The 22,415-nt window shown below is 62.6% G+C and carries 22 protein-coding genes; 16 read left to right on the top strand and 6 right to left on the bottom strand.

The genetic code is table 11. From position 1 onward, the window contains the following. Window positions 1–301 precede the first annotated feature (301 nt). The 5 genes from AB5I84_RS08075 (at window position 302) to sucD (ending at window position 7,990) form a co-directional block, all read left to right on the top strand. On the top strand, window positions 302–3,139 hold the full coding sequence (locus tag AB5I84_RS08075) for a 2-oxoglutarate dehydrogenase E1 component (RefSeq protein ID WP_369455344.1): 2,838 nt from the start codon (window positions 302–304) through the stop codon (window positions 3,137–3,139). 40 nt (window positions 3,140–3,179) lie between these two features. Further along, window positions 3,180–4,400: a 2-oxoglutarate dehydrogenase complex dihydrolipoyllysine-residue succinyltransferase gene (gene odhB / locus AB5I84_RS08070; RefSeq protein ID WP_369455343.1), complete on the top strand. Its 1,221-nt coding sequence runs from the start codon at window positions 3,180–3,182 to the stop codon at window positions 4,398–4,400. A gap of 41 nt (window positions 4,401–4,441) precedes the next feature. Beyond that, the gene (gene lpdA / locus AB5I84_RS08065) at window positions 4,442–5,881 is read left to right on the top strand and encodes a dihydrolipoyl dehydrogenase (protein WP_369455342.1); all 1,440 of its coding nucleotides are present in this window, start codon (window positions 4,442–4,444) and stop codon (window positions 5,879–5,881) included. Window positions 5,882–5,948: 67 nt separating this feature from the next. Then, on the top strand, window positions 5,949–7,118 hold the full coding sequence (gene sucC, locus AB5I84_RS08060; protein WP_369455341.1) for an ADP-forming succinate--CoA ligase subunit beta: 1,170 nt from the start codon (window positions 5,949–5,951) through the stop codon (window positions 7,116–7,118). Further along, window positions 7,115–7,990, top strand: a complete 876-nt coding sequence (sucD, locus tag AB5I84_RS08055; RefSeq protein WP_369455340.1) for a succinate--CoA ligase subunit alpha — start codon at window positions 7,115–7,117, stop codon at window positions 7,988–7,990. The genes sucC and sucD overlap by 4 nt, the downstream gene beginning before the upstream one ends. 140 nt (window positions 7,991–8,130) lie before the next feature. On the opposite strand, the gene AB5I84_RS08050 is transcribed toward sucD, so the two are convergent. Beyond that, complete coding sequence (locus tag AB5I84_RS08050) at window positions 8,131–8,373, bottom strand: PA3496 family putative envelope integrity protein (RefSeq protein WP_369455339.1); 243 nt, start codon at window positions 8,371–8,373, stop codon at window positions 8,131–8,133. A 337-nt stretch (window positions 8,374–8,710) separates the two neighbouring features. Between AB5I84_RS08050 and AB5I84_RS08045 the strand changes: the two genes are divergently transcribed. The 4 genes from AB5I84_RS08045 (at window position 8,711) to AB5I84_RS08030 (ending at window position 12,239) form a co-directional block, all read left to right on the top strand. Continuing rightward, window positions 8,711–10,171, top strand: coding sequence for a hypothetical protein (locus AB5I84_RS08045; protein WP_369455338.1), 1,461 nt, complete (start codon window positions 8,711–8,713; stop codon window positions 10,169–10,171). Between the two features lie 82 nt (window positions 10,172–10,253). Further along, the gene (locus tag AB5I84_RS08040; protein ID WP_369455337.1) at window positions 10,254–11,279 is read left to right on the top strand and encodes an NAD(P)H-dependent glycerol-3-phosphate dehydrogenase; all 1,026 of its coding nucleotides are present in this window, start codon (window positions 10,254–10,256) and stop codon (window positions 11,277–11,279) included. Further along, window positions 11,279–11,755, top strand: coding sequence for a phosphohistidine phosphatase SixA (gene sixA, locus AB5I84_RS08035; RefSeq protein ID WP_369455336.1), 477 nt, complete (start codon window positions 11,279–11,281; stop codon window positions 11,753–11,755). Before AB5I84_RS08040 ends, sixA begins: the two co-directional genes overlap by 1 nt. Before the next feature lie 46 nt (window positions 11,756–11,801). Further along, complete coding sequence (locus AB5I84_RS08030; protein ID WP_369455335.1) at window positions 11,802–12,239, top strand: hotdog fold thioesterase; 438 nt, start codon at window positions 11,802–11,804, stop codon at window positions 12,237–12,239. A 4-nt stretch (window positions 12,240–12,243) separates the two neighbouring features. Here the strand turns inward: AB5I84_RS08030 and AB5I84_RS08025 are convergent, their stop codons facing one another. Both AB5I84_RS08025 and xthA read right to left on the bottom strand, forming a co-directional pair. Beyond that, window positions 12,244–13,299 carry an ion transporter gene (locus AB5I84_RS08025; protein WP_369455334.1) on the bottom strand — a complete coding sequence of 352 codons (1,056 nt, stop codon included), beginning with the start codon at window positions 13,297–13,299 and terminating at the stop codon, window positions 12,244–12,246. A gap of 7 nt (window positions 13,300–13,306) precedes the next feature. Beyond that, on the bottom strand, window positions 13,307–14,119 hold the full coding sequence (xthA, locus tag AB5I84_RS08020) for an exodeoxyribonuclease III (protein WP_369455333.1): 813 nt from the start codon (window positions 14,117–14,119) through the stop codon (window positions 13,307–13,309). A 133-nt stretch (window positions 14,120–14,252) separates the two neighbouring features. Here xthA and AB5I84_RS08015 point away from each other — a divergent pair, with 133 nt between their 5' ends. The 4 genes from AB5I84_RS08015 (at window position 14,253) to AB5I84_RS08000 (ending at window position 17,020) form a co-directional block, all read left to right on the top strand. Beyond that, window positions 14,253–15,050, top strand: coding sequence for an alpha/beta fold hydrolase (locus AB5I84_RS08015; protein WP_369455332.1), 798 nt, complete (start codon window positions 14,253–14,255; stop codon window positions 15,048–15,050). Beyond that, a complete protein-coding gene (locus AB5I84_RS08010) occupies window positions 15,047–15,895 on the top strand; it encodes an alpha/beta fold hydrolase (protein ID WP_369455331.1) in 849 nt (282 codons plus the stop codon). The genes AB5I84_RS08015 and AB5I84_RS08010 overlap by 4 nt, the downstream gene beginning before the upstream one ends. Before the next feature lie 27 nt (window positions 15,896–15,922). Next, a complete protein-coding gene (locus AB5I84_RS08005) occupies window positions 15,923–16,384 on the top strand; it encodes a MaoC family dehydratase (RefSeq protein WP_369455330.1) in 462 nt (153 codons plus the stop codon). A 78-nt stretch (window positions 16,385–16,462) separates the two neighbouring features. Beyond that, window positions 16,463–17,020 (top strand): DUF2505 domain-containing protein, encoded by a 558-nt coding sequence (locus AB5I84_RS08000; protein WP_369455329.1) that lies wholly within the window; start codon window positions 16,463–16,465, stop codon window positions 17,018–17,020. Here AB5I84_RS08000 and AB5I84_RS07995 read toward each other — a convergent pair. Then, on the bottom strand, window positions 17,012–17,830 hold the full coding sequence (locus AB5I84_RS07995; protein ID WP_369455328.1) for an SDR family NAD(P)-dependent oxidoreductase: 819 nt from the start codon (window positions 17,828–17,830) through the stop codon (window positions 17,012–17,014). The two genes, AB5I84_RS08000 and AB5I84_RS07995, sit on opposite strands and share 9 nt — an antisense overlap. Beyond that, window positions 17,827–19,104, bottom strand: coding sequence for a dicarboxylate/amino acid:cation symporter (locus AB5I84_RS07990; RefSeq protein WP_369455327.1), 1,278 nt, complete (start codon window positions 19,102–19,104; stop codon window positions 17,827–17,829). Before AB5I84_RS07990 ends, AB5I84_RS07995 begins: the two co-directional genes overlap by 4 nt. Window positions 19,105–19,223: 119 nt before the next feature. Between AB5I84_RS07990 and AB5I84_RS07985 the strand changes: the two genes are divergently transcribed. Beyond that, entirely contained in the window at window positions 19,224–19,721 is a 498-nt protein-coding gene (locus AB5I84_RS07985) for a GNAT family N-acetyltransferase (RefSeq protein WP_369455326.1), read from the top strand. Here AB5I84_RS07985 and AB5I84_RS07980 read toward each other — a convergent pair. After that, window positions 19,710–20,171, bottom strand: a complete 462-nt coding sequence (locus AB5I84_RS07980; RefSeq protein WP_369455325.1) for an EVE domain-containing protein — start codon at window positions 20,169–20,171, stop codon at window positions 19,710–19,712. The genes AB5I84_RS07985 and AB5I84_RS07980 overlap by 12 nt on opposite strands. A gap of 138 nt (window positions 20,172–20,309) precedes the next feature. Here AB5I84_RS07980 and prmB point away from each other — a divergent pair, with 138 nt between their 5' ends. Both prmB and aroC read left to right on the top strand, forming a co-directional pair. Then, the gene (gene prmB, locus AB5I84_RS07975; RefSeq protein WP_369455324.1) at window positions 20,310–21,233 is read left to right on the top strand and encodes a 50S ribosomal protein L3 N(5)-glutamine methyltransferase; all 924 of its coding nucleotides are present in this window, start codon (window positions 20,310–20,312) and stop codon (window positions 21,231–21,233) included. A gap of 74 nt (window positions 21,234–21,307) precedes the next feature. Beyond that, a complete protein-coding gene (aroC, locus tag AB5I84_RS07970) occupies window positions 21,308–22,408 on the top strand; it encodes a chorismate synthase (protein ID WP_369455323.1) in 1,101 nt (366 codons plus the stop codon). The last annotated feature ends 7 nt before the right edge of the window (window positions 22,409–22,415 follow it).

Genomic DNA, 22,415 nt, shown 5'->3' with positions numbered 1-22,415 from the left:
GTAGAGTCCGAATCGCGTTCGGGAATATTGATGGTTTCGTGACCGATCGGTCTGCGGGCCCGTGCCGATTTATGGAAAAGCGGCCGTTTTGTCAAATTATTTGCCACTCACGTCTAACAATCGTGAGACGGAGGGGCTAGACTAGAACGCGATTCGGGGACATCCCCCGAGCTAAAAATGTATCGGGAGAGACGGCGCTTACAAAGCGCCGGCTCTGTAATTTAACTGCGGAAATGGGCGATCCCCTTGCGATCCTTTTGGCAGGGGACCTTTACCAAACCTCCCGAGAAGGAACGACACGATGCAAGACAGTTCCATGCAGCGGCAGTGGGCCTCTTCCCCTCTGAGTGGAAGCAATTCGGCTTACGTTGATGAACTGTATGAATCCTATCTCACTGATCCCAACTCTGTGCCAGAAGACTGGCGCGCCTACTTCGAGAAACTCCCCGCAGTAGCCGGATCGGTTGAATCCGACCAACCTCATCGCAACGTGCGCGAGTACTTCCTGCTGCAAGCGAAGAACAAATCGCGTGTGCAGAAAGTCAGCGCCGGCACTGTCAGCTCCGAGCATGAGCGCCGCCAGGTGCGGGTGCTCCATCTTATCGCTGCTTACCGCAACCGTGGCCATCAGGTGGCCAAGCTGGACCCGCTGGGCCAGATGGAACGCGAGGAAGTGGTAGATCTGGAGCTGGCCCACCATGGACTCAGTGCCGCCGACATGGACACCGTGTTCCAAACCGGCAACCTGTTCCTCGGCAAGCCGGAAGCTACGCTGCGTGAAATCGTTGATTGTCTGCAACGTACTTACTGTGCCAGCGTCGGCGCCGAGTACATGCACATCGTCAACACCGCTGAAAAGCGCTGGATCCAGCAACGTTTGGAAACTGTGCGCAGCCACCCCCAATTCAGTGCTGATATCCGCAAGCACATCCTTGAGCGCTTGACCGCTGCCGAAGGCCTGGAAAAGTATTTGGGTTCCCGTTACCCGGGCACCAAGCGTTTCGGCCTCGAAGGCGGTGAGTCGCTGATTCCGTTGGTGGATGAAATCATCCAGCGCGGCGGCAGCTACGGCGTGAAGGAAATCGTCATCGGCATGGCCCACCGTGGCCGCCTGAACATGCTGGTGAACACCCTCGGCAAAAGCCCCGCTGACCTGTTCGGCGAGTTCGAAGGCAAGGGCTTTGTGCAGAAGGGCTCCGGTGACGTGAAATACCACCAAGGCTTTTCCTCCAATGTGCAGACGCCGGGCGGCGAAGTGCACTTGGCGATGGCGTTCAACCCCTCGCACTTGGAGATTGTGTCACCGGTAGTGGAAGGCTCGGTACGGGCCCGCCAAGACCGTCGGGGTGACGGGCAGGGCGATCAGGTGATCCCATTGGCCATCCATGGCGACGCGGCCTTTGCGGGCCAGGGCGTAGTGATGGAAACCTTCCAGATGTCACAGACCCGCGGTTTCAAAACCGGCGGTACGCTGCATGTGATCATCAACAACCAAGTCGGTTTTACCACTAGCCGTCGTGATGATGCCCGCTCCACCGAGTACTGCACTGACGTGGCGAAAATGGTCCAAGCGCCGATTTTCCACGTCAACGGCGACGATCCCGAAGCGGTGTTCTTTGTCACCCAGTTGGCGATCGACTACCGCATGCAGTTCAAGAAAGACGTGGTGATCGACCTGATCTGCTACCGCCGTCTGGGCCATAACGAAGCGGATGAGCCGTCCGCGACCCAGCCGTTGATGTACCAGAAGATCAAAGCACTGCCGACCACCCGTACTCTCTATGCCGAGCGCCTGATCAAGGATGGCGTGCTCAGCGAGCAAGAGAGCGACGAGATGGCGGAGGAATACCGCAGCATGCTCGACCAGGGCCTGCACGTGGTGAAAGCACTGGTGCGCGAGCCGAACAAAGCACTGTTCGTGGATTGGGCGCCCTATGTGGGCCACGACGTGGTCGACGATTGGGACACCACTTATCCACTCAAAGAGCTGCAGGCACTGGCCACTCGGCTTGAGACCTTGCCGGAAGGCTTTGTGGCCCAACGCCAGGTCAAGAAGATCCTCGAAGATCGCAACAAAATGACCGCCGGCGCCATGCCGATCAACTGGGGCTACGGTGAAACGCTGGCCTACGCCACCTTGTTGGAGCAGGGCTTCCCTGTGCGCCTGACCGGGCAGGATGTGGGGCGTGGTACGTTCTCCCATCGCCACGCGATCCTCTATAACCAGAAGAACGGCGAGGCCTATGTGCCGCTGCAGGATCTGTCTGCCGAGCAGCCGCCGTTTGAGATCTATGATTCGCTGCTGTCGGAAGAAGCGGTGCTGGCATTTGAATACGGTTATGCCACCACCACACCGAAGTCGCTGATCATCTGGGAAGCGCAGTTCGGCGATTTCGCCAACGGGGCCCAGGTGGTGATCGACCAATTCATGTCCTCGGGCGAATCCAAGTGGGGCCGTCTGTGTGGCCTGACGTTGCTGCTGCCGCACGGTTATGAAGGGCAGGGACCAGAGCACTCATCAGCCCGTCTGGAACGCTTCCTGCAATTGTGCGCTGAGCACAACCTGCAGGTGTGTGTGCCGAGCACGCCGGCGCAGATCTTCCACCTGCTGCGTCGCCAGGCCCTGCGCCCGCTGCGCAAGCCGCTGGTGATCATGAGTCCGAAGAGCCTACTGCGTCACAAGCGTGCGGTATCCAGTCTTGAACAGCTGTCCGACGGCCGTTTCGAAACGGTGTTGGGCGAGGTCGAGAACCTCGATCCGAAGGCAGTGAAACGTCTGATTCTGTGCAGTGGCAAGGTCTATTACGACCTGCTTGAGAAGCGCGAAGCAGAGGAACGCACCGATACCGCCATCGTGCGGATCGAACAGCTGTACCCGTTCCCGGAAGAGCGTCTGTACGAAATCATCAGCGCCTACACCAATATTGAGACGGTGGTGTGGTGCCAGGAAGAGCCGATGAACCAAGGCGCTTGGTACTGCAGCCAACACCACATGCGCAATGTGGTGCAGCGACTCAAACCGTCATTGATGCTGCGTTACGCTGGCCGGGTGGCTGCGGCCGCACCGGCAGCGGGGCTGATGTCCGAGCACGTGGCACAGCAAGAGCAGTTGGTGCAGGACGCGTTTACCGTCCAGTAAGCAGAAACCAGGAACATCACTAGAGAATTAAGGGCAGATCATGGCTATTGAAATCAAAGCGCCACAATTCCCGGAATCCGTTGCGGACGGCACCATCGCCACCTGGCACAAAAAGGAAGGTGATGCGGTCAAGCGCGACGACCTGCTGGTAGACATTGAAACCGACAAAGTTGTCCTCGAAGTCGTGGCCATGGCCGACGGCGTGATGGGCAAAATCCTCAAAGGCGAGGATGAGACCATCGAAAGCCAGGAACTACTGGGCTACCTCGAAGAGGGCGGCGCCGCAGCGGCGCCGGCCGCGGCAGCACCAGCGGCCGAGCAGCCGGCTGCGCAAGAGGCACCGGCGGCGTCCACCGGCACTCCGGCAGCGGCGGGTCCGGCGGCACGCAAAGCAATGAGTGCCGCGGGAGTTGATGCGGCTGCGGTGACGGGGTCTGGCAAGGGCGGTCGTATTACTCCTCAGGATGTGGCCCAGGCGGTTGAGCAGCGCGGTGCTGCGGCTCCGGCCGGCCAGAGTCCGGCAGCGGCAGCCGCCGCAGCAGCCCCGGCTGCGCCGGGGGATCGCGAAGAGCGCCGGGTGCCGATGACCCGTCTGCGCAAGCGCGTTGCTGAGCGTTTGCTCGATGCCCAGCACAACTCGGCCATGCTCACTACCTTCAACGAAGTGAACATGAAGCCGATTATGCAGATGCGTAAGGACTACCAGTCGGCGTTCGAGAAGGCCCACGGCGTGCGTCTGGGTTTCATGAGCTTCTTTGTGCGCGCCTGTGTGGAAGCACTGAAGCGCTTCCCGGCGGTGAACGCCTCCATCGACGGTGACGACATTGTCTACCACGGCTACTACGACGTCGGCGTGGCGGTGTCCACCGAGCGCGGGCTGGTGGTGCCGATCCTGCGCGACGCTGATCTCAAGGGGCTGGCAGAAGTGGAGTCGCAGATCATCGAGTACGGCAGCAAAGCCCGCGACGGCAAACTGTCGATCGAAGACATGACCGGTGGCACCTTCACCATCTCCAACGGCGGCATCTTCGGGTCATTGCTGTCGACGCCAATCTTGAACCCGCCGCAGACCGCGATCCTCGGCATGCACAAGATTCAGGAGCGCCCGATGGCGGTGGACGGCAAGGTTGAGATCCTGCCGATGATGTACTTGGCGCTGTCCTACGACCACCGTCTGATCGATGGCAAGGAAGCGGTGCAATTCCTGGTGGCGGTGAAGAACTTCATCGAAGACCCGGCGCGTCTGCTGCTCGATATCTGATCGAGTTCAGCGGGCCGCCCGCGTAAAGATAGGAAAAAGCGATGAGCGACAAATACGACGTGATTGTGATCGGTGGAGGCCCCGGCGGTTATGCCGCGGCCATCCGCGCCGCACAGCTGGGGCTGAAAACCGCTTGCATCGAGAAGCGGGTCAGCAAGGAAGGCAAGCCGGCGTTGGGCGGTACTTGCCTGAACGTGGGCTGCATTCCTTCCAAGGCGCTGCTGGATTCCTCGTGGAAATTCTACGAAGCGCAAGAAAAGCTGTCCCTGCACGGCATTGAGGTCGGCAAAGTTAAGATCGACGTGCCGGTCATGATCCAGCGCAAGGACGAAGTGGTGAAGCAGCTCACCGGCGGTATCGCCGCGCTGTTCCAAGCCAACAAGGTCACTTGGTTGCAAGGTAGCGGCAAGCTGCTGGCTAACAAGCAGGTGGAGTTCCAGCCGGCGGACGGCGAGGCACAAGTGATCGCTGCCGAGCACGTTATTCTGGCGGCAGGTTCGGTGCCGGTGAACATCGGTGTGGCGCCACTGCAGGACGACTTGGTGGTGGATTCCACCGGCGCGCTGGACTTCAACAGTGTACCCAAGCGTCTGGGCGTGATCGGCGCCGGCGTGATTGGACTGGAGCTGGGCAGCGTGTGGGCCCGCCTCGGTGCTGAAGTGGTGGTACTGGAAGCCGTGGATCGGTTCCTGCCGGCAGTGGACACCCAAATCAGTAAAGAAGCGCTGAAACTGCTGACCAAGCAGGGTCTGGACGTGCGCCTCGGCGCCCGTGTTACCGGCACTGAAGTGAAAGGCAAGAAAGTCACGGTGTCGTACACCGACGGCAACGGCGATCAGCAGGAAGTGTTCGACCGCCTGATTGTGGCGGTGGGACGTCGCCCTTACACCGATGACCTGCTGTCCGGCGATGCCGGCGTGTCATTGGATGAGCGTAACTTTATCTACGTCGACGGCCAGTGCCGTACCAATGTTCCAGGCGTTTACGCCATTGGTGATCTGGTGCGCGGCCCGGCGTTGGCGCACAAGGCGCTGGAAGAAGGGGTGATGGTGGCCGACGTGATCGCCGGTGAGCACACCCAAGTGAACTACGACGCCATTGCTAGCGTGATCTACACCCACCCGGAAATTGCCTGGGTAGGTAAGTCGGAAGACGAGGTGAAAGCGTCTGGTGAACCTTACAAGGTTGGGGTGGCTCCTTTCGCGGCCAATGGCCGCGCCCTGGCCTCGGCGGAAGCTGAGGGCATGGTGAAGTTCGTCGTGGATGAGAAAACCGATCGTGTGCTGGGTATGCACGCCATCGGGCCGCAGGCCTCTGAATTTATCCATCACGGCCTGATCGCCATGGAGTTTGGCGCGACGATTGAAGATCTCCAGTTGATGGTCTTCAGCCACCCGACACTGTCCGAGACGGTGCACGAGGCGGCATTGGCGGCGGATTACCGGGCGATTCACATTGCCCAGCGACGCCGCAAGAAATAACCAGGGGAGGGCGGGCCTGAGCTGACAGGCCTGCCCTGTTGTTGTTGATGTTGAGCGGAAACTGCACATGAACCTGCATGAATACCAGGCCAAGCAGCTGTTTGCCGAATACGGGCTGCCGGTCTCCAAAGGGTTTGCCTGTGACAACGCTGAAGAAGTTGCGGCCAAGGCAAAAGAAATCGGAGGCGACCGTTGGGTCGTCAAAGCACAGGTCCACGCGGGCGGCCGCGGCAAGGCCGGTGGCGTAAAACTGGTGGATTCACCGGAAGCGGCTGCTGAGTTTGCCAAGAAATGGCTGGGCCAGCGTCTGGTGACCTTCCAAACTGACGAGCACGGTCAGCCGGTCTCCAAGATCCTGGTTGAAACCTGCACGGATATCGCCAACGAGTTGTACCTGGGCGCTGTCCTCGACCGCGCTACCCGGCGTGTGGTGTTCATGGCGTCCACCGAAGGTGGCGTGGACATCGAGAAGGTCGCTGAGGAAACCCCGGAAAAAATCCTCAAGGCAGAGATCGATCCGCTGGTTGGCGCGCAGCCGTTCCAGGGTCGTGAGCTGGCGTTCAAGCTGGGTCTGAAAGGCCCGCAGGTGAACCAGTTCGTGAAGATCTTCCTGGGTCTGGCGAAGCTGTTCGTCGAGAAAGATCTGGCGCTGCTGGAAGTAAACCCGCTGGTGGTCACCGACGAAGGCAATCTGCATTGCCTCGACGCCAAGATCAACATCGACGGTTCTGCGCTGTACCGCCATCCGGAACTGAAAGCGATGGACGATCCCTCCCAGGAAGACGAGCGTGAGCGCCGTGCTGCCGAGTGGGAACTGAACTACGTGGCGCTGGACGGCAACATCGGTTGCATGGTGAACGGTGCCGGTCTGGCGATGGCCACCATGGACATCATCAAGCTCAAGGGCGGCGCCCCGGCCAACTTCCTCGATGTCGGCGGCGGTGCTACCAAAGAGCGCGTCACCGAGGCGTTCAAGATCATCCTGTCTGACGACAAGGTGCAGGGTGTGCTGGTTAACATCTTCGGCGGCATCGTGCGCTGCGACCTGATTGCCGACGGCATCATCGGTGCGGTGCAGGACGTGGGTGTCAAGGTACCGGTGGTGGTGCGTCTGGAAGGCAACAACGCAGAACTCGGCGCCAAGAAACTGGCTGAAAGCGGTCTCAACGTGATTGCCGCAGCCGGCTTTGAAGATGCCGCGGAACAGATCGTGAAAGCAGTCGGGGGTGCAGCGTGAGCATTCTGATCAACAAAGACACCAAGGTGATCTGCCAGGGCTTCACCGGCGCACAAGGCACCTTCCACTCCGAACAGGCGATTGCCTACGGCACCAAGATGGTCGGCGGTGTGACCCCGGGCAAGGGTGGCCAAACTCACCTCGGCCTGCCGGTGTTCGACACCGTGCGCGAAGCCGTTGACGCCACCGGCGCCACCGCTTCCGTGATCTACGTTCCGGCTGCTTTCTGTAAAGACTCCATCATCGAAGCTGCCGACGGTGGTATTGAGCTGATCGTCTGCATCACCGAAGGCATTCCTGCCATCGACATGCTGTTCGTGAAGGAATACCTGTCGCACAAGCGGGGCGTTCGCCTGATCGGTCCGAACTGCCCGGGCATCATCGTGCCGGGTGAGTGCAAGATCGGCATCATGCCGGGCCACATTCACTTGCCGGGTAAAGTCGGCATCGTGTCCCGTTCTGGCACCCTGACCTACGAGTGCGTGAACCAGACCACCGCCCTCGGCTACGGCCAGTCCGCGTGCATCGGTATTGGTGGTGATCCGATTCCGGGCACTACTTTCATCGACGCGCTGGAGCTGTTCCAGAACGATCCAAAGACCGAAGCCATCATCATGGTCGGCGAGATCGGCGGCACCGCGGAGGACGAAGCGGCGGCCTACATCAAGGAACACGTCACCAAGCCGGTGGTGTCCTACATCGCGGGTGTCACTGCACCTCCGGGCAAACGCATGGGCCACGCCGGTGCGATCATTTCCGGTGGCAAGGGCACGGCAGATGAGAAGTTTGCAGCGCTGGAAGCTGCTGGTGTGAAAACCACCCGCAACCCGGCGCAAATCGGCCTGGCTCTGAAAGAGCTGACTGGCTGGTAAGCCTCGGCACTGATCGACAAGAAAACCGGCCTTGCGCCGGTTTTTTTGTGCCCGGCTGCGACGGGCGGGCATAAAAAAAGCCAGCATCCGGGCCGGCTTTTCAGACTGGACGACGACGCCACCGGACGTCAGGCATCAGCTCAGTGAACCGTGTCGTCGTCTTCCAGATCAAAAAACTCGTAGTCGCCGAGCTCTTTGGCCAACCGGCGCTGCTCAAGGCGATCTTCGATGCGGTGACGCATATCCAGATTGAATGCACGTGCGCGGGGCGACACCTCGGCAGCGTCGTCGTCGCTTTCTTCCTCAATGAAATCAATATCGTCGTTCATGATTCCGTCTTCCGATTCATCGTCATAGTCCCGTTCGTTTTGCCGGCGGGTCATGGCTGGTTCCTCCGTGTTGCAACTGCGTTTTGGAGTTCGCGTCAAGACCGCCCGTGGCAGGCTCCGATCCTCGCTTGCGCACGGGCCGGTTCACTGGCTGAGGCCACTGCGGCCTCTACAGCGCCTATATACCGTCGGTGTGCCGGTTAAACAAGGTCTATTTGGAGGCTGTTGGACGGAATGCGGCGGCGGCTCTCAAATTGACCCGGAAGGTGGCCGCGGCGCCATGAGTGGTGTCTACGGACGGCTGTGCGCGCTGGTCGCCATGCGGCTGGATTTGTACAGTGGAGTGCAGGCTGCGTAAGACAGCAGAACACGATGACAAGGAGTTCGGGGGATGTGGGAGTTGGTCCTGCTGGCTGGGGCAGTATTGGCCTTGGTGGGTACCGTGGCGCTGATGCGCAGTGCTTGGCAGGAGGGGCGCCCTCTGCTTGCGTTCCTGTTGCCGGGCGCGGCCATGGGGCAGGTGCAGCAGCATTGGACACGGCTATGGCCGTGGGCACTGGTGCGGGTGGCTGGGCTGTGGTTGTTGCTGGTGGCGTTGCTCGGCGCCGTGGGGGACCGCCTGTTGCCGGGCAGCGCCACGCGCGCGGTGCCGTCGCTGAGCCAGTTGGAAGGGCAACTGCAACAACCGCTATCCGGAGTGCTGCAAGGGCAACGCTTTGTGCCAGACCGCGTCACGCTGATTGATGGCGTGCTGAGTGTGCAGCAGGGCGGCGGCCTGCTGCCGCCGCTGGAGTTGCGGGGCTACCTCGGCGATCGTCTGGGACCATTGGACAGCTGGCAGCGGATGACCGTGCTGGCCACCGAAACCGGGGCGCCGGAGCTGCATCTGGCCTGGCATGAGTCGTCACAGGCCCCGCGTCAAACACGCATTTTTGACCAGCGCTATGCGCTGCGGCTGGAGTTGGCGCCATTTGGTGCTGACCGGTTAATGGGGCGGATGTTGTTGGTCACCGACGGCGGCACCCAGTTGGCGGGCAGCTTCACCGCCTACACGCGCGAAGTCAGCTACCAGGATGATCGTTTCGATCCCCAGTTCGACCACGAGGAAGTGCTGCGCCACCTGCTGCGCGAGCGGGTGGCGCAGGAGCTGCCGGTGGGCAGTTTAGCGGCGCTGGAGATTGATCACGTGCAATTGTGGCGTCGGCAGGGACGTGGCGAAGCGGCGGCGAAAGTGACCTTACACTCCGGGCGCGAGGAGTACTGGCGGGTGCCATTCCAGCGTGGCGATGACGGCTGGCAGGTGCATTCCCCCGGCATTGTCATTGAGGTGCTGCGTGATGTGGCGCGGGTGGCGCCGCGGCGCGCTGAAGACCAGGCGGTGACGCTGGCGCAACTGGCCCAATGGCAGGGCGAGCGCATGACCGTGATCGGTGGCGCTCACCACGGCCGCCGCGGACGGCTGACCGGTGTGGTGGAAGACGGCGTCCAAATCGAAGTGCCAGTGGGTAGCGGCTACATCACCTATTTCGTTACCGTGCAGGGCCTGCAAGGACTGCGACGCGAGTCCGGCCAGCGGTTGCTGTTGCCAAGGTCGGTCACCGGCGCGGCTGATACTTCACTGCCAGTAGTAGATCTGGTGGCGGATGCGGCGCTGCCACAACCGGTGCCGCATCGTGAACATCTGCGCAAACTGGTGCGCGTGGGTTTACGTGACGGCAGTAGCCGCGTCGGTATTCTTGCCGAAGCCGATCCGCGCCGATTGCGGCTGGATGTGTCGGTGGGCGCCGGCCAGGTCAGCTACCACTATCGGCAGGCGGAGGTCGAGACCCTAGCGCCGGTGACGGTGCCCTGATGCAGCGCGTTGCGACGATAACGGGCTGTCCCTATCATGCCTCGTCATGCCACACCAAGATGGCGGCACAGGAGTCGAACAGGTGACACAGCTGAAAGAGACAGCAGCAGTTCTGGGCGGAGGCAGTTTCGGCACCGCCGTGGCCTCGATCCTTGCGGAAAACGGCCATCAAGTGCGGCTCTGGGTGCGTGACCCGGAAACCGCCGCGGCGATCAACAAGGATCGCGAGAACAGCCGCTACTTGCCGGGCACGGTGCTGCCGGACGGCGTTGAAGCATCGGAAGACCTGATCCACTGCCTCAGCGGCGCTACGCTGGTGTTCATGGCGATTCCCAGCAAGGCTTTCATCGATGTGCTGCGCCAAGCCCGCGACCATGTGGCCGCGGGCACCATGGTGGTGAGCTGCACCAAGGGCATTGCCGCTGACGGTTTTCTGCTCATGAGCCAGCTGCTGGCGCGTGAATGGCCACATACTCAAGTCGGCGTGCTCAGTGGGCCCAACTTGGCGCGCGAAATTGTTGAGAAGAAGTTTGCCGGCACTGTGATTGCCAGTACCCATCCGGAGCTGTGCACACGGGTGCAGCATGCGCTGTCGTGTCCGTATTTCCGTGTTTATGACAGCTCTGATCCTTACGGGGTCGAGCTGGGCGGGGCGCTGAAAAATATCTACGCCATTGCTACCGGCATGGCCGATGCGCTGGATGTAGGCGACAACACGCGCGCGTTCCTGATTACCCGCAGCTTGGCTGAGATCAGCCGCTTTTCCGCACGCATGGGCGCCAATCCGATGACGTTCCTCGGGCTGGCTGGGGTCGGCGACCTGATCGTGACCTGTTCCTCTAACCTGTCGCGCAACTACCAAGTCGGTTACCTCGTGGGGCAGGGCAACACGGTGGAACAAGCGGTGGCGTCGCTGGGGCAGACTGCGGAGGGCGTTAACACCGTGAAACTGGTGGCCGAGCGCGCCCGTTCGGAAGGCATCTACATGCCGCTGGCCACCGGCCTCTATGACATCCTGTTTCACCAGCGCCCGATCATTGATGTGGTCACCGCGCTGATGCAGGGCGATCACAACCACGATGTGGACTTCATGACAGGACTGTCCTGATGCGTCTTTATATCGTTCGCCACGGTGAGGCGGAGCCACACCGCGATGATGACCAGAGCCGTGCGCTGACTAGCGCCGGCCGGGCTGCGGTGCGTCAGTTGTGGCAGCAGCTTCATGCGGCTGGGGTGCAGGTGGATGCGCTCTATAGCAGCCCCTACTTGCGCGCCCGCCAGACCGCCGACGAAATCAGTGCCATCTGCGGCCAGCCGCTGGCCGCTGAGCTGGACGAGCTGGTGCCAGATGGCCGTCCGGCGCAGGTGCTCGACTGGCTGTTGATGCAGCCGCAGTTGGACAACCTGGTGTTGGTCAGCCACATGCCGTTGGTGGCGTTGTTGGTCGGCCAGCTGGCTGACGGGCCCGGCGCGCGAGTGCCGATGCACGTTGGCAGTGTTGCCAGTTTGGAGGTGGAGGTGGCTGCAGTGGGCGGCGCTCGACTTCGCTGGTTGCGCACCCCCGGCGAAGCCGCCAATCCCTGAGCGGCCGCTGTTCGTGGCCGGATTTTTCTGCTGTAGGAGCACAACAATGGCAATTTGGCACGGTGACGTGACGCTGGAGCTGGCCCAGGCCCGGCGCGAAGACACCCTCAACGCACTGCTGGATATCCAGATCACCGAGCTCGGCGATGACTTCCTGCGCGGCACCATGCCGGTGGATCGCCGTACCCACCAGCCGATGGGCATCCTCCATGGCGGCGCGTCGGTGGTGTTCGCAGAAACGCTTGGCAGCATGGCGTCCTACTACTGTGTCGATCGCAGCCAGTACTACTGTGTCGGGCTCGATATCAACGCCAACCATTTGCGCAGTGTGCGCAGTGGGCTGGTGATCGGCACTGCGCGCCCGATTCACCTCGGTCGCACCACCCATGTGTGGGATATCCGCATTGAAGACGAAGCCGGCAAGCCGGTGTGCATTTCACGCCTGACGATGGCGGTGCTGCGCCTGCAAGGCCTGCCGAGCTGAGGTGTCAGGATGCGGCCGGACCGGCCGCATCCGCTACTTTCCAGTGTTGTACCGCCACCTGAATCTTCACCTGCTCCAAAATCTCGATCAGCAGCTCACGCAGCAGTGTGTCCATCTGCGTGTTGCCCTCCACATTGGCGTGGCTCAGCAGGTCGGCAATCAAACTGTCGAGCTGGGCGCGATGGGCGGGCACGGTCAGGTCGGCTACCAGTTGGTCCACCAGCGCCACGCCCAACTCGCGCACGGTATCGCCGAGCAGTTGCAGTGTGCGCGGGCCGGCCACCGGGATCGCTGCCAGCAGCGCACCGCTGCGAGTGCGCGCCAAGCCTTCATCGGTTAGCCGTGACAGATAGCGGCCCAGTGCATCGCGGTACTGGCGGTGGGTCTGTTCGGCGGCTCCGGTCAGCCGGTCTGCAATGAACTCCACCAGCACATTCTTGCGCGGCTGCAGCACCTGCTCCTGGATGCGGTGCAGCAGCGGGCTGCCTTGGTCGATTTCACGCTGCGCGCCTTCCAGCACGTTGATCACCACGCGATCAGAAATCTCTTCCACCACAATGCGGTAGTACTTGATCAGCGTGGCGCCGATGCGGGTATCGCGCAGGTCAATCACGCCGAGCCGTTGCAGGCGAATGGCCAGCCCCACGAGGCGCAGGACACGCAGCCAGCGGAAGCTGCCGACTGGAATGCAGCCGAGCAGGTCATACCAATGCACAAACGGATAGAAGAACCAGCGGTGATAGGTGCGTCGCCCGATGGCAAAGGCCCAGCGCACAAAGAATTCAGTGAGGTAAATGCTGACGAAAATCAGATCATAAAAAATGAAATCGTCATGAATGGTGCGGCTATAGAAATCGTGGAATGCCGGCGCGTAGGTGGCAAAGCCGGTCTGGATGAAGGCGGAGCTGAACGCCCAATCGAACAAGATCAGGGCCAGGTTGGCGATCACCAAGACCACCATGCCCGCATCCACGACCAGGGCCAGTTTGTCCAGCAGAGGCAAGCTGCGCAGCCGCTGAGGGTGGAGATGGATGGCGGGTTGCGGGGCAGTGGTGGTCATTGGGACCTCAGCGGAATGACGCCCACACCGGGCAGTGGTCGGAAGGACGTTCCATGGCGCGGATGTCGTAATCCACGTCGCTGTCCAGCAGGCGTTCCACCAGCGGCGCGGTGACCAACAAGGTGTCGATGCGCAGGCCGCGGCGCGGATCGTCATCAAAGCCTTTCGAGCGGTAATCGAACCAGCTGAAACGGTCGTCAGTGTCCGGTTTCAGCACTCGGTAGGCGTCCTGCAACCCCCAACCGAGCAGGGTCTGGAACCACTCGCGCTCTTCCGGTAGGAAACTGCACTTGCCATCGCGCAACCAGCGTTTGCGGTTGTTGTCACCGATACCGATATCGATGTCCTCGGCGGAAATATTGAAGTCGCCCATCACCACCAACTCGTCGCCGGGCTGGTGGTGGGTCTCTAAATAGGTCATCAGGTCGGCATAGAACTTCTGTTTGGCCGGAAATTTCAGCGGATGATCACGGCTCTCGCCCTGCGGGAAGTAGCCGTTCAGCACGGTGATGGCGCGACCTTCGGCATCGCGCATGCGGCCGATGATCATGCGTCGCTGAGCATCTTCGGCGTCGGTGGGGAAGCCGTACTGCACCGACTCCAGCGGTTCGCGGGTGACCAACGCCACGCCGTAATGACCCTTCTGGCCAAAGAAATAGGGGTGGTAACCCAGCCCGACGATGTGCTCCGCAGGAAACTGCTCGTCATGCACCTTGGTTTCCTGCAGACCGATCAGATCCGGCTGGTGCTGCGCGATCAGCGCTTCCAGTTGGTGGGGTCGGGCGCGCAGGCCGTTGATGTTGAAAGACACAAGTTTCATGAAGCCCTCCGTTAGACGGCGGACATTGTAGGCTGCTGCCGGGCCAGTCGCGAGTCGCGCCGGCGGCGGTGCGCATCCGTAGCGCTGTCGTTCCGGCCAAGGCTGCTTATACTGGCCGGCTTGGAGGTAATCGATGTCCTCACCCGTCACGCTCAATTTTGCCGCCGCCAACGGTTTTTGCGGCGGCAGCTACGATACATTCCTGGCGCCATTCCGTGCCGACTTTGATGTCCGGGTCATGGACCGTCTGGGGCATGACCCCGCGTTCCCGGTGGGCGCCGGCTGGGAGCACCTGTCGCGCCAACTGGAGCAGCACTTGGCGCAACTGCCTCGGCCCTTGATCGGCATGGGGCACTCTCTCGGCGGCGTGCTCACCTATCTGGTGGCGCAGCGTCGGCCGGAGTGGTTCCACGCCGTGGTGATGCTGGACCCGCCGTTGATCAACGGTGTGCAGGGCTGGCTGATGCGCCTTGGCCGCTGGTTGGGGCAAGTGGATCGCATGGTGCCGTCGCTGGCCAGCGAGCGCCGCCGCCGCCAGTGGCCGGATCCGCAGGCGATGCAGGACTACTTTAGCCGGCGGCCGTTCTTCCAGCGCTTCGACGCCGACTGCCTGCAGGACTACATCGCCAGCAGTATCGAGGCGGACGGCCAAGGCGGTTGCCGGCTGCGTTTCGACCCAGCGGTTGAAGCTGCCGTGTTCCGCCACACCCCCACGTCGTTGGAGCGGATGCCACGCTTGCAGGTGCCGGGTTTACTGGTGTCCGGAACTGAAAGTGACGCGCTGTTCCGTACCGGCGCCCGGCGCCACGTGCGCCGCCAGCGCATGACGTGGGCCGAAGCGCCGGGCAGCCACATGTTCGTGCTCGAGCAACCCGGTCCGGCGGCGGCGCCGGTGTTGGAATTTCTTGCTGCTTACGGAGGGCGTCGATGACCGCTGCCTCGGAACTGTCGCTGTCGTTGAACGGCTTCCGGCTTGCGGCCCAGCAATGGGACGGTGATGGCCTGCCGATCCTGGCGCTGCACGGCTGGCTCGACAACGCCGCCTCGTTTGCGCCGTTGGCGCCGCTGCTGGAGCAGCCGCTGTGTGCGCTCGATCAGGCTGGTCACGGTGCCAGCGACCATCGGCCGCCGGCGCAGATGCTGCACCTGGTGGATTACATCGCTGACGCCCACGCGGCGCTGACGTCACTGGGCTGGTCGCGCTGTATCTTGATGGGGCACTCAATGGGCGCCGGCATTGCCACTTTGCTGGCCGCGGCGTGCCCGGAACGCTTTGCGGCGCTGGTACTGCTCGATGGCTTGGGGCCGATGGCGTCGCCTGCCTCCGAGTTAACCAGCACGCTGCGCAAAGCGCTGGACGAGCACCAGCAGCCGGTGCGGCCACCCACCGCTCAATACCGCGACCTGGACGAGGCGGTGGCCGCACGGCGCCGCTTTGATCCGACCTTATCGGAGGCGTCAGCGGCGCTGCTGTGTGAGCGTAATCTGGTGGCGGTGGACGGCGGCCTGGCTTGGCGTTCGGACCCTCGTCTGCGCGGTACCTCGGCGGTGCGGCTCACTGAACCGCAGGTGGAGGCGGCGCTGTCGGCGTTGACGATGCCGACCCTGTTGGTGTGGGCGCAGCAAGGGCTGCGTCAACGCACCGGCATGGCCGAGCGGGTGACACTGCTGCCGGATGCCACTGAAGTGGAAGTGGCCGGGCATCACCACGTGCACATGAATTCGCCGCAGCCGGTGGCTGCTGCGATCCGTTCTTTCCTGGCGGCGCGCCTCTAGCGCCGTCGCCCAAAGCCGGAGATAACAATGAAACACATCGCTGCCACCGAGCTGGAGCAGTACGTCGGCCAGGAGTTGGGTCTGTCTGATTGGTTTGCTATCGACCAAGCCCGTATTCAGGCATTTGCGGATGCCACCTTGGATCATCAGTACATCCACGTGGATCCAGAGCGCGCCCGGGAAACGCCATTCGGCAGCACTATCGCCCATGGCTTTCTGACGTTGGCGCTGTTGCCCCATTTACAGCGCACCATCGCCGGTTTCGTGGTGCCGCGCGACATGAAGATGGCGGTGAATTATGGCTTTGACAGCGTGCGCTTTCTGGCGCCGGTGAAGGTGGATCAACGCATCCGCGCCCGCGCCACCTTGCTGGCCGCCGAGCAGCGTCGCGCGGGCCAGTGGCTGCTGCGACTGGAGTACACCGTGGAAGTCGAGCACGAAGCGCGTCCGGCGCTGCGGGCTGAGTGGCTGGTGCTGTACTTCGTTTGAGCGCTGGGTTTGAGCACTGGTGAAATTCTGCGCGCTTGAGCGCCCGCACTCTGGTGCCTGTCGCTGGAATCGGGGAAAGTGGGCGTTTTACTGATCCTGCCGAGAGGGCTTACCGTGCAGTTGCAGCGCGAACGCTTTTTTCCTGTCCCCGCCGCCACCTTGCGTGATGTGCTGACCAGCCGTGAGTTCTATCAGGCGCGCTTTGCCAGCAGTCGGGGCGAAGACGCTGCCCAGTTTGAAGCCTTCGGCGACACGCCGGCGGGCTTTCGGATCGCCGTGTCGCGTGCACTACGTATCAAGACCGACCGGTTGCCAGCGGTGGCGCGCAAATTCATTGGTTCCAGCGCGACGCTGCTGACCGATTTCCTGTGGCTGGAGCGCGCCGCAACGCCGTACCGCTGTCGCTTCAGCTTCACGTTGGCCAAGGTCCCGGTGAAAGTGGAGGGGCTGATGCAGATCGAGGAGTGCGAGGGCGGTTGTCGCCAGCGATTGAGTGCTGATCTGAGCAGCAGCGTGCCCTTGATCGGCAATAAACTGGTGGCCCTGGTATCCGGCCAGGTCGACCGGGCGTTGGATGCTGATTACGAGGCGACGTTGGCGTACCTGAATGCGCCGGATGTGGCCGGTTTAGCGTAATGGTGGATGCCGCAGTCGCTGGGCGCGGTCCCGCATGGCGGCGCGGAAACGCTTTGGTGATAGCCGTTTCAACCACCACAGTCGGCGGTGGTCCCGGTGCGGCAGCAGCAGGAACCGGCGCCCGTCCAGCTCTTTGAACAACCGCTCTGCCACTTCTTCGGCACTGTACTGGTGCTGCTCGGCCAGCCGCATGAAGCGTTGCCGGCTGAGAGGGTCGGAGGCGCGCACCGACGTCATGAACGGACTCTGGAAGAAAGTGGGGCAGGCAACGCTGACGCGGATTCCCAGTGGCGACAGTTCCGCCTGCAACGTCTCGCTGAGCGCGATCAGGGCGGCGGAAACGCTGTTATAGGCGCTCAGGCCCGGAGACGGGAACAGCCCGGCGGCGGCCGCGATGTTAACCAGCTGGCCATTGCCTTGGCGCGCCATGGCGGTGGCCGCGGCGCGGCAGCCATGTACGGTACCGAGCAGGTTCACATCCAGCTGCTGTTGCCAGTCGTCACTGGACAGCGCTTCGAACGGTCCGGCGGTGGCAATGCCGGCATTGTTGATCCACAGGTCCAGTTGGCCCCAGCGCCGCAATACCCGCGTTACCGCCTGGTTCAGATCGCGCTCGCGGCGTACATCCACCGCCATCCAGAAGCACTCAGCCCCGGCTTCCAGCAACGCTTGGCAGCAGGCTTCACCGGCACTTTCGCTGCGGTCAAGAATCGCCACCCGGTAGCCACGCCGGGCGGCTTGCAGCGCCAGTGCACTGCCGAGGGCACCACCGCCGCCGGTGATCACGGCTACCGGGGAATGGGTACTCATACGGAGGCCTCCGGTTGCGGTTGCAGCACTCCTTGCTCGCCCTCGCTGCGGGCGATCAGCACGGCACCGACACTGTCACTCCAGATGTTCACTGTGGTACGGCACATGTCGAGGATGCGGTCGGTGACCAAAATCAGCCCAATCGACTCGGGCGGCAGGCCGACAATGCTGAGAATCAGCGTGATCGCCAGCAGGCTGGCGGCGGGGATGCTGGCGACGCCGATCGAGGTGATTACGGCGGTCACCAGCACGATGAACTGTGCGGCCAGCGACAGCTCAACGCCCGACGCTTGGGCGATGAACAGCACCACCATGCACTCATACAGGGCCGAGCCATTCATGTTGATGGTGCTGCCGAGCGGTAATACGAACGAGCTGACGCGTTTGGACAGGCCGCCTTTGTTTTCCATGCATTCCATGGTCACCGGCAGTGTCGCGGCGGAGCTGGCGGTGGAAAACGCGGTCAGCAGCGCCGGCGTCATCACGCGCATGTGCAGCACCGGCGAGCGTTTGGCAAACAGCTTGACCGCCAGTGGCAGCAGGACAAACGCATGCAGCGCCAAACCGCTGGTGACCGCCAGCACAAACCACGCCAGCGGTTGCAGCGATTGCAACCCGGTACGGGTCATGGTGGCGGCAATCAGGCCAAACACCCCAATCGGTGTGAAGCGGATGATGAACATGGTAATGCGCACCATGGTGTCGTAGAGGCCGATCATGGTGTTGCGCAGGTTGTCACCGGGCGCGCCGTTGACCTGGCGCAGGAAGTAGCCAAACAGCAGCGAGAAGCTGATCAGGCCGAGCATCTGGCCCTGGCTGGCGGCGTCGAGCAGGTTGGCGGGCACCAGTTGCAACAGGATGGTGCTGAAGTCGCCCGCGCTGCGGCCCTCAATCTGGGCCAGCACATCGTGGGTGTTTTCCGCCAGCCCGAGCAGTTCGCCCGCCGGTTTGCCGTTGATGATGCCCGGCTGCAGCACGTTGGCCACCAGCAGGCCGATCAGCACGGCCACCAGCGTGCTGAGCATGAAATACAGCAGCGTCTTGCCACCCAGCCGTCCCAGTCCGCCGCCTTCGCCGATATTGACTAAGCTGGAAATCAGTGCGCTGGTGATCAGCGGCACCACCAGCATTTGCAGCGCCTGGATGAACAGCGCACCGATCATGTCGTAGGCGTCCAGTAGCTCGATGCCAAATACGGCGGTAGTCGAATCGGTGAAGTAGCCACACAGCCCGCCAAGTGCCATGGCGATGAAAATCTGATGGTGGAGTTTCACGTTGTGCGCATCCATTCGGCAGCGGGCGCAAGTGGGTGGCGCCGGTGTTGGGAGGTGACAAAGTCGTGGCTAGAATAGGCGCGGCCGATTGCTCCCTGCAACAGACGGCGAGGACAACCATGACCGCTACATTACACTGGCGCCCGGTGGCGGATGCCGACCTGGCTACTGTGGCCGCGCTGGCGCACACCATCTGGTGGCAGCATTATCCGCCGTTGATTGGCGAGCAGCAGACCCGCTACATGCTGGCGCGCATGTATGCACCGGAGCGACTGCGGCAGGAGCTGGCCGACGGAGTTTGTTACCGCCTCGCCTGGCTGGACGATGAGCCGGTGGGCTACTTGTCGGTGCGGCCGGGGCCCTGCGCCGCGCTCGACAAGCTCTACCTGTTGCCGTCACGGCACCGGCAGGGGCTGGGTCAGCAGATGCTCGAATACGCCTGCCGGCTGGCAGCAGAGCAGGGCGGCCAGCGTCTGCAGCTGCGCGTTAACCGCGATAACTGCCAAGCGATAGCCGCCTATGAGCGGGCCGGATTTCGCTGTGTCGGCGAGGATTGCGCAGCGATTGGCGATGGCTTCGTGATGGACGACTTTATCTACGAGCGGTCATTGCTGTAGACCGCCGCGCTCTAAAATCAACGCCGCACTGTGTGGGTCCACCACCTGGATCGACAGCCGGCCGCGATGGACCAGTTCCAACTCGGCAAATACCGGATCGGTCTTAATCTGCTTGAGCGTCACCGGTGTGGGCAGGTGGGCCTGGTAGGCCAGGGTCACCATCACCCAGCGCGGTGCCTGTGGGCTGCTGCGCGGGTCGTAGTAGGGCGACTCGGGATCGAACTGGCTCGGATCCGGCTCAGCGGTGCCGACCACAGTCGCAATACCGACCACCGCCGGCACCGCACAGCTGGAGTGGTACACCAGCACCCGATCGCCGGCGTTCACTTCGTCGCGCAGCCGGTTGCGAGCTTGGTAATTGCGGATGCCGTCCCAGCGGGTGCGGCCGTCGCGGGCCAGGTCATCGATGCTGTAGGCGTCAGGTTCGGTCTTGAACAGCCAATCACGCATGGGCAGCTCCCACTGCAGGTCCGGAGGCACTGATTCTAGCCCGTGCTGAGCGCTGCGCCGAAGCCCAATTGTGGTAATCTTGCGCCCCCCAGCGGCGTACTTGCCGCCACCCGTGATCCCCGTACAAAGGATGCCGCCATGATCTCTGCCGACGAGCAGGCCCAAGCCATTGCCACACTGCGCACCGTGCGCGATGCACTGCGCTGGGGTGAAAGCGCCCTGCGGCGTGGCAAGGTGTTCCTCGGCCATGGCACCAATGAGTACGGTGACGAGGCAGTGTGCCTGCTGCTCGATACCCTCGGCATGCCGTGGGATGCAGCGGACCAGCGGCTGCTGGATGCGCGGCTACTGCCGATGGAAATGGAACGCTACGTCGGCCTGATGGTGCGGCGCGTGAATGAACGCATCCCAGCGCCGTACCTCACTGGTCGCGCCTGGTTTGCCGGGCTGGAATTCAGCGTCGATGAGCGGGTACTGATTCCGCGTTCACCGATTGCTGAACTGATCGAGCAGGGCTTCGAACCCTGGTTGTCCGCCGAGCGGGTGCAGCGGGTGCTGGATTTATGCACCGGCGGCGGCTGCATCGCGGTGGCCTTGGCGTATGCGTTCCCGGACGCGCAGGTGGACGCCACGGATATCAGCGACGACGCCCTCGCCGTGGCGCGCCAGAACATCAGCGAGCATGGTTTGGAGGAGCGTGTTCACCCGCGTCAGGGAGATGGACTGGCGGCGGCGCAGGGCCGCTATGACCTGCTTGTTTCCAACCCACCCTATGTGGATGCCGCCGATATGGCGGCGCTGCCGGACGAGTACCGCCACGAACCGGCGCTGGCGCTGGCGTCCGGCCATGATGGCCTCGACTTCACCCGTGCATTGCTGCGTGACGCTGCCGATTACCTGACCGATGATGGTCTGCTGATCGTCGAAGTCGGCAACAGTTGGGAAGCGGTGGTGCAGCAGTGGCCGGAAGTGCCGTTCTTCTGGTTTGAATTCGAACGTGGCGGGCATGGCGTGTTCATGCTCGACCGCGCACAGCTGGTGCAGTGGCAGCACCAGTTCTGATCGTGGCGCGGCGCGTCCGCGTTTCCATTTCATTCCCGGCGGCTGCAGGTCGCCGGCAGCGCAGAGAGTGACAGATGGCAGGCAACAGCTTCGGAGAGATGTTTCGCGTCACCACCTTCGGTGAAAGCCACGGCCCGGCGCTGGGCGCCATCGTGGATGGCTGCCCTCCGGGGCTGGAGCTGGACGAGGCGATGCTGCAGCTTCAGCTGGATCGGCGGAAGCCGGGCACCAGCCGGTTCGCCACCCAGCGTCGCGAACCGGACCAGGTGAAAATCCTGTCCGGGGTGTTCGAAGGCCGCACCACCGGCTGCCCGATTGGGCTGCTGATTGAGAACACCGATCAGAAATCCAAGGATTACGCCGAGATCGCCGCCAGCTTCCGGCCCGGCCATGCCGACTACACCTACACCCAGAAATACGGTTTCCGTGATTACCGCGGTGGCGGCCGGTCGTCGGCCCGTGAAACAGCGATGCGGGTTGCTGCGGGCGCCATTGCCCGCGCCTGGCTGGAACAGCGCCACGGCATCCGCATTTACGGCGGCGTCACCCAGATCGGTCCGATCAAGGCCGAGCAGCTCGACTGGCACAGCGTCAACGACAATCCGTTCTTCTTCCCCGACGCCGCCAAGCTGCCGGAGCTGGAGGCCTTGATTAACAGCATCCGCAAGGACGGTTCTTCCATTGGCGCCCGAGTGACGGTGTTTGCCACCGGCGTGCCGGCCGGTTGGGGCGAGCCGGTGTTTGATCGCCTCGATGCAGACCTCGCCAAAGCGATGATGAGCATCAACGCGGTGAAGGGCGTGGAAGTGGGGGATGGCTTTGCGGTGGTGGAACAGCGCGGCGAACAGCACCGCGATGAATTGACCCGCGACGGCTTCCTCAGCAACCACGCCGGCGGTGTGCTCGGCGGCCTGTCCTCTGGTCAGACCGTACGCGTGTCGATGGCGCTTAAGCCGACGTCCAGCATGCTGCTGCCAGGCCGTTCGCTCAACCTTCAGGGCGAGGCGGTGGAGGTGGTTACCAAGGGCCGTCATGATCCCTGCGTCGGCGTACGCGCGACGCCGATCGCGGAAGCCATGATGGCGCTGGTATTGATGGACCATGCCCTGCGTCACCGGGCCCAGTGCGGCGATGTGGTGCCGCCGCTACCGCCGATCCCGGCCGGCCGCGCCTGAGCACAGT

The sequence above is a fragment of the Alcanivorax sp. REN37 genome, assembly GCF_041102775.1.
GTDB classification, from domain to species: domain Bacteria; phylum Pseudomonadota; class Gammaproteobacteria; order Pseudomonadales; family Alcanivoracaceae; genus Isoalcanivorax; species Isoalcanivorax beigongshangi.
The sequence above is the reverse complement of the archived record's forward strand: the minus strand, read 5'-3'. Positions and strand labels throughout refer to the sequence as shown.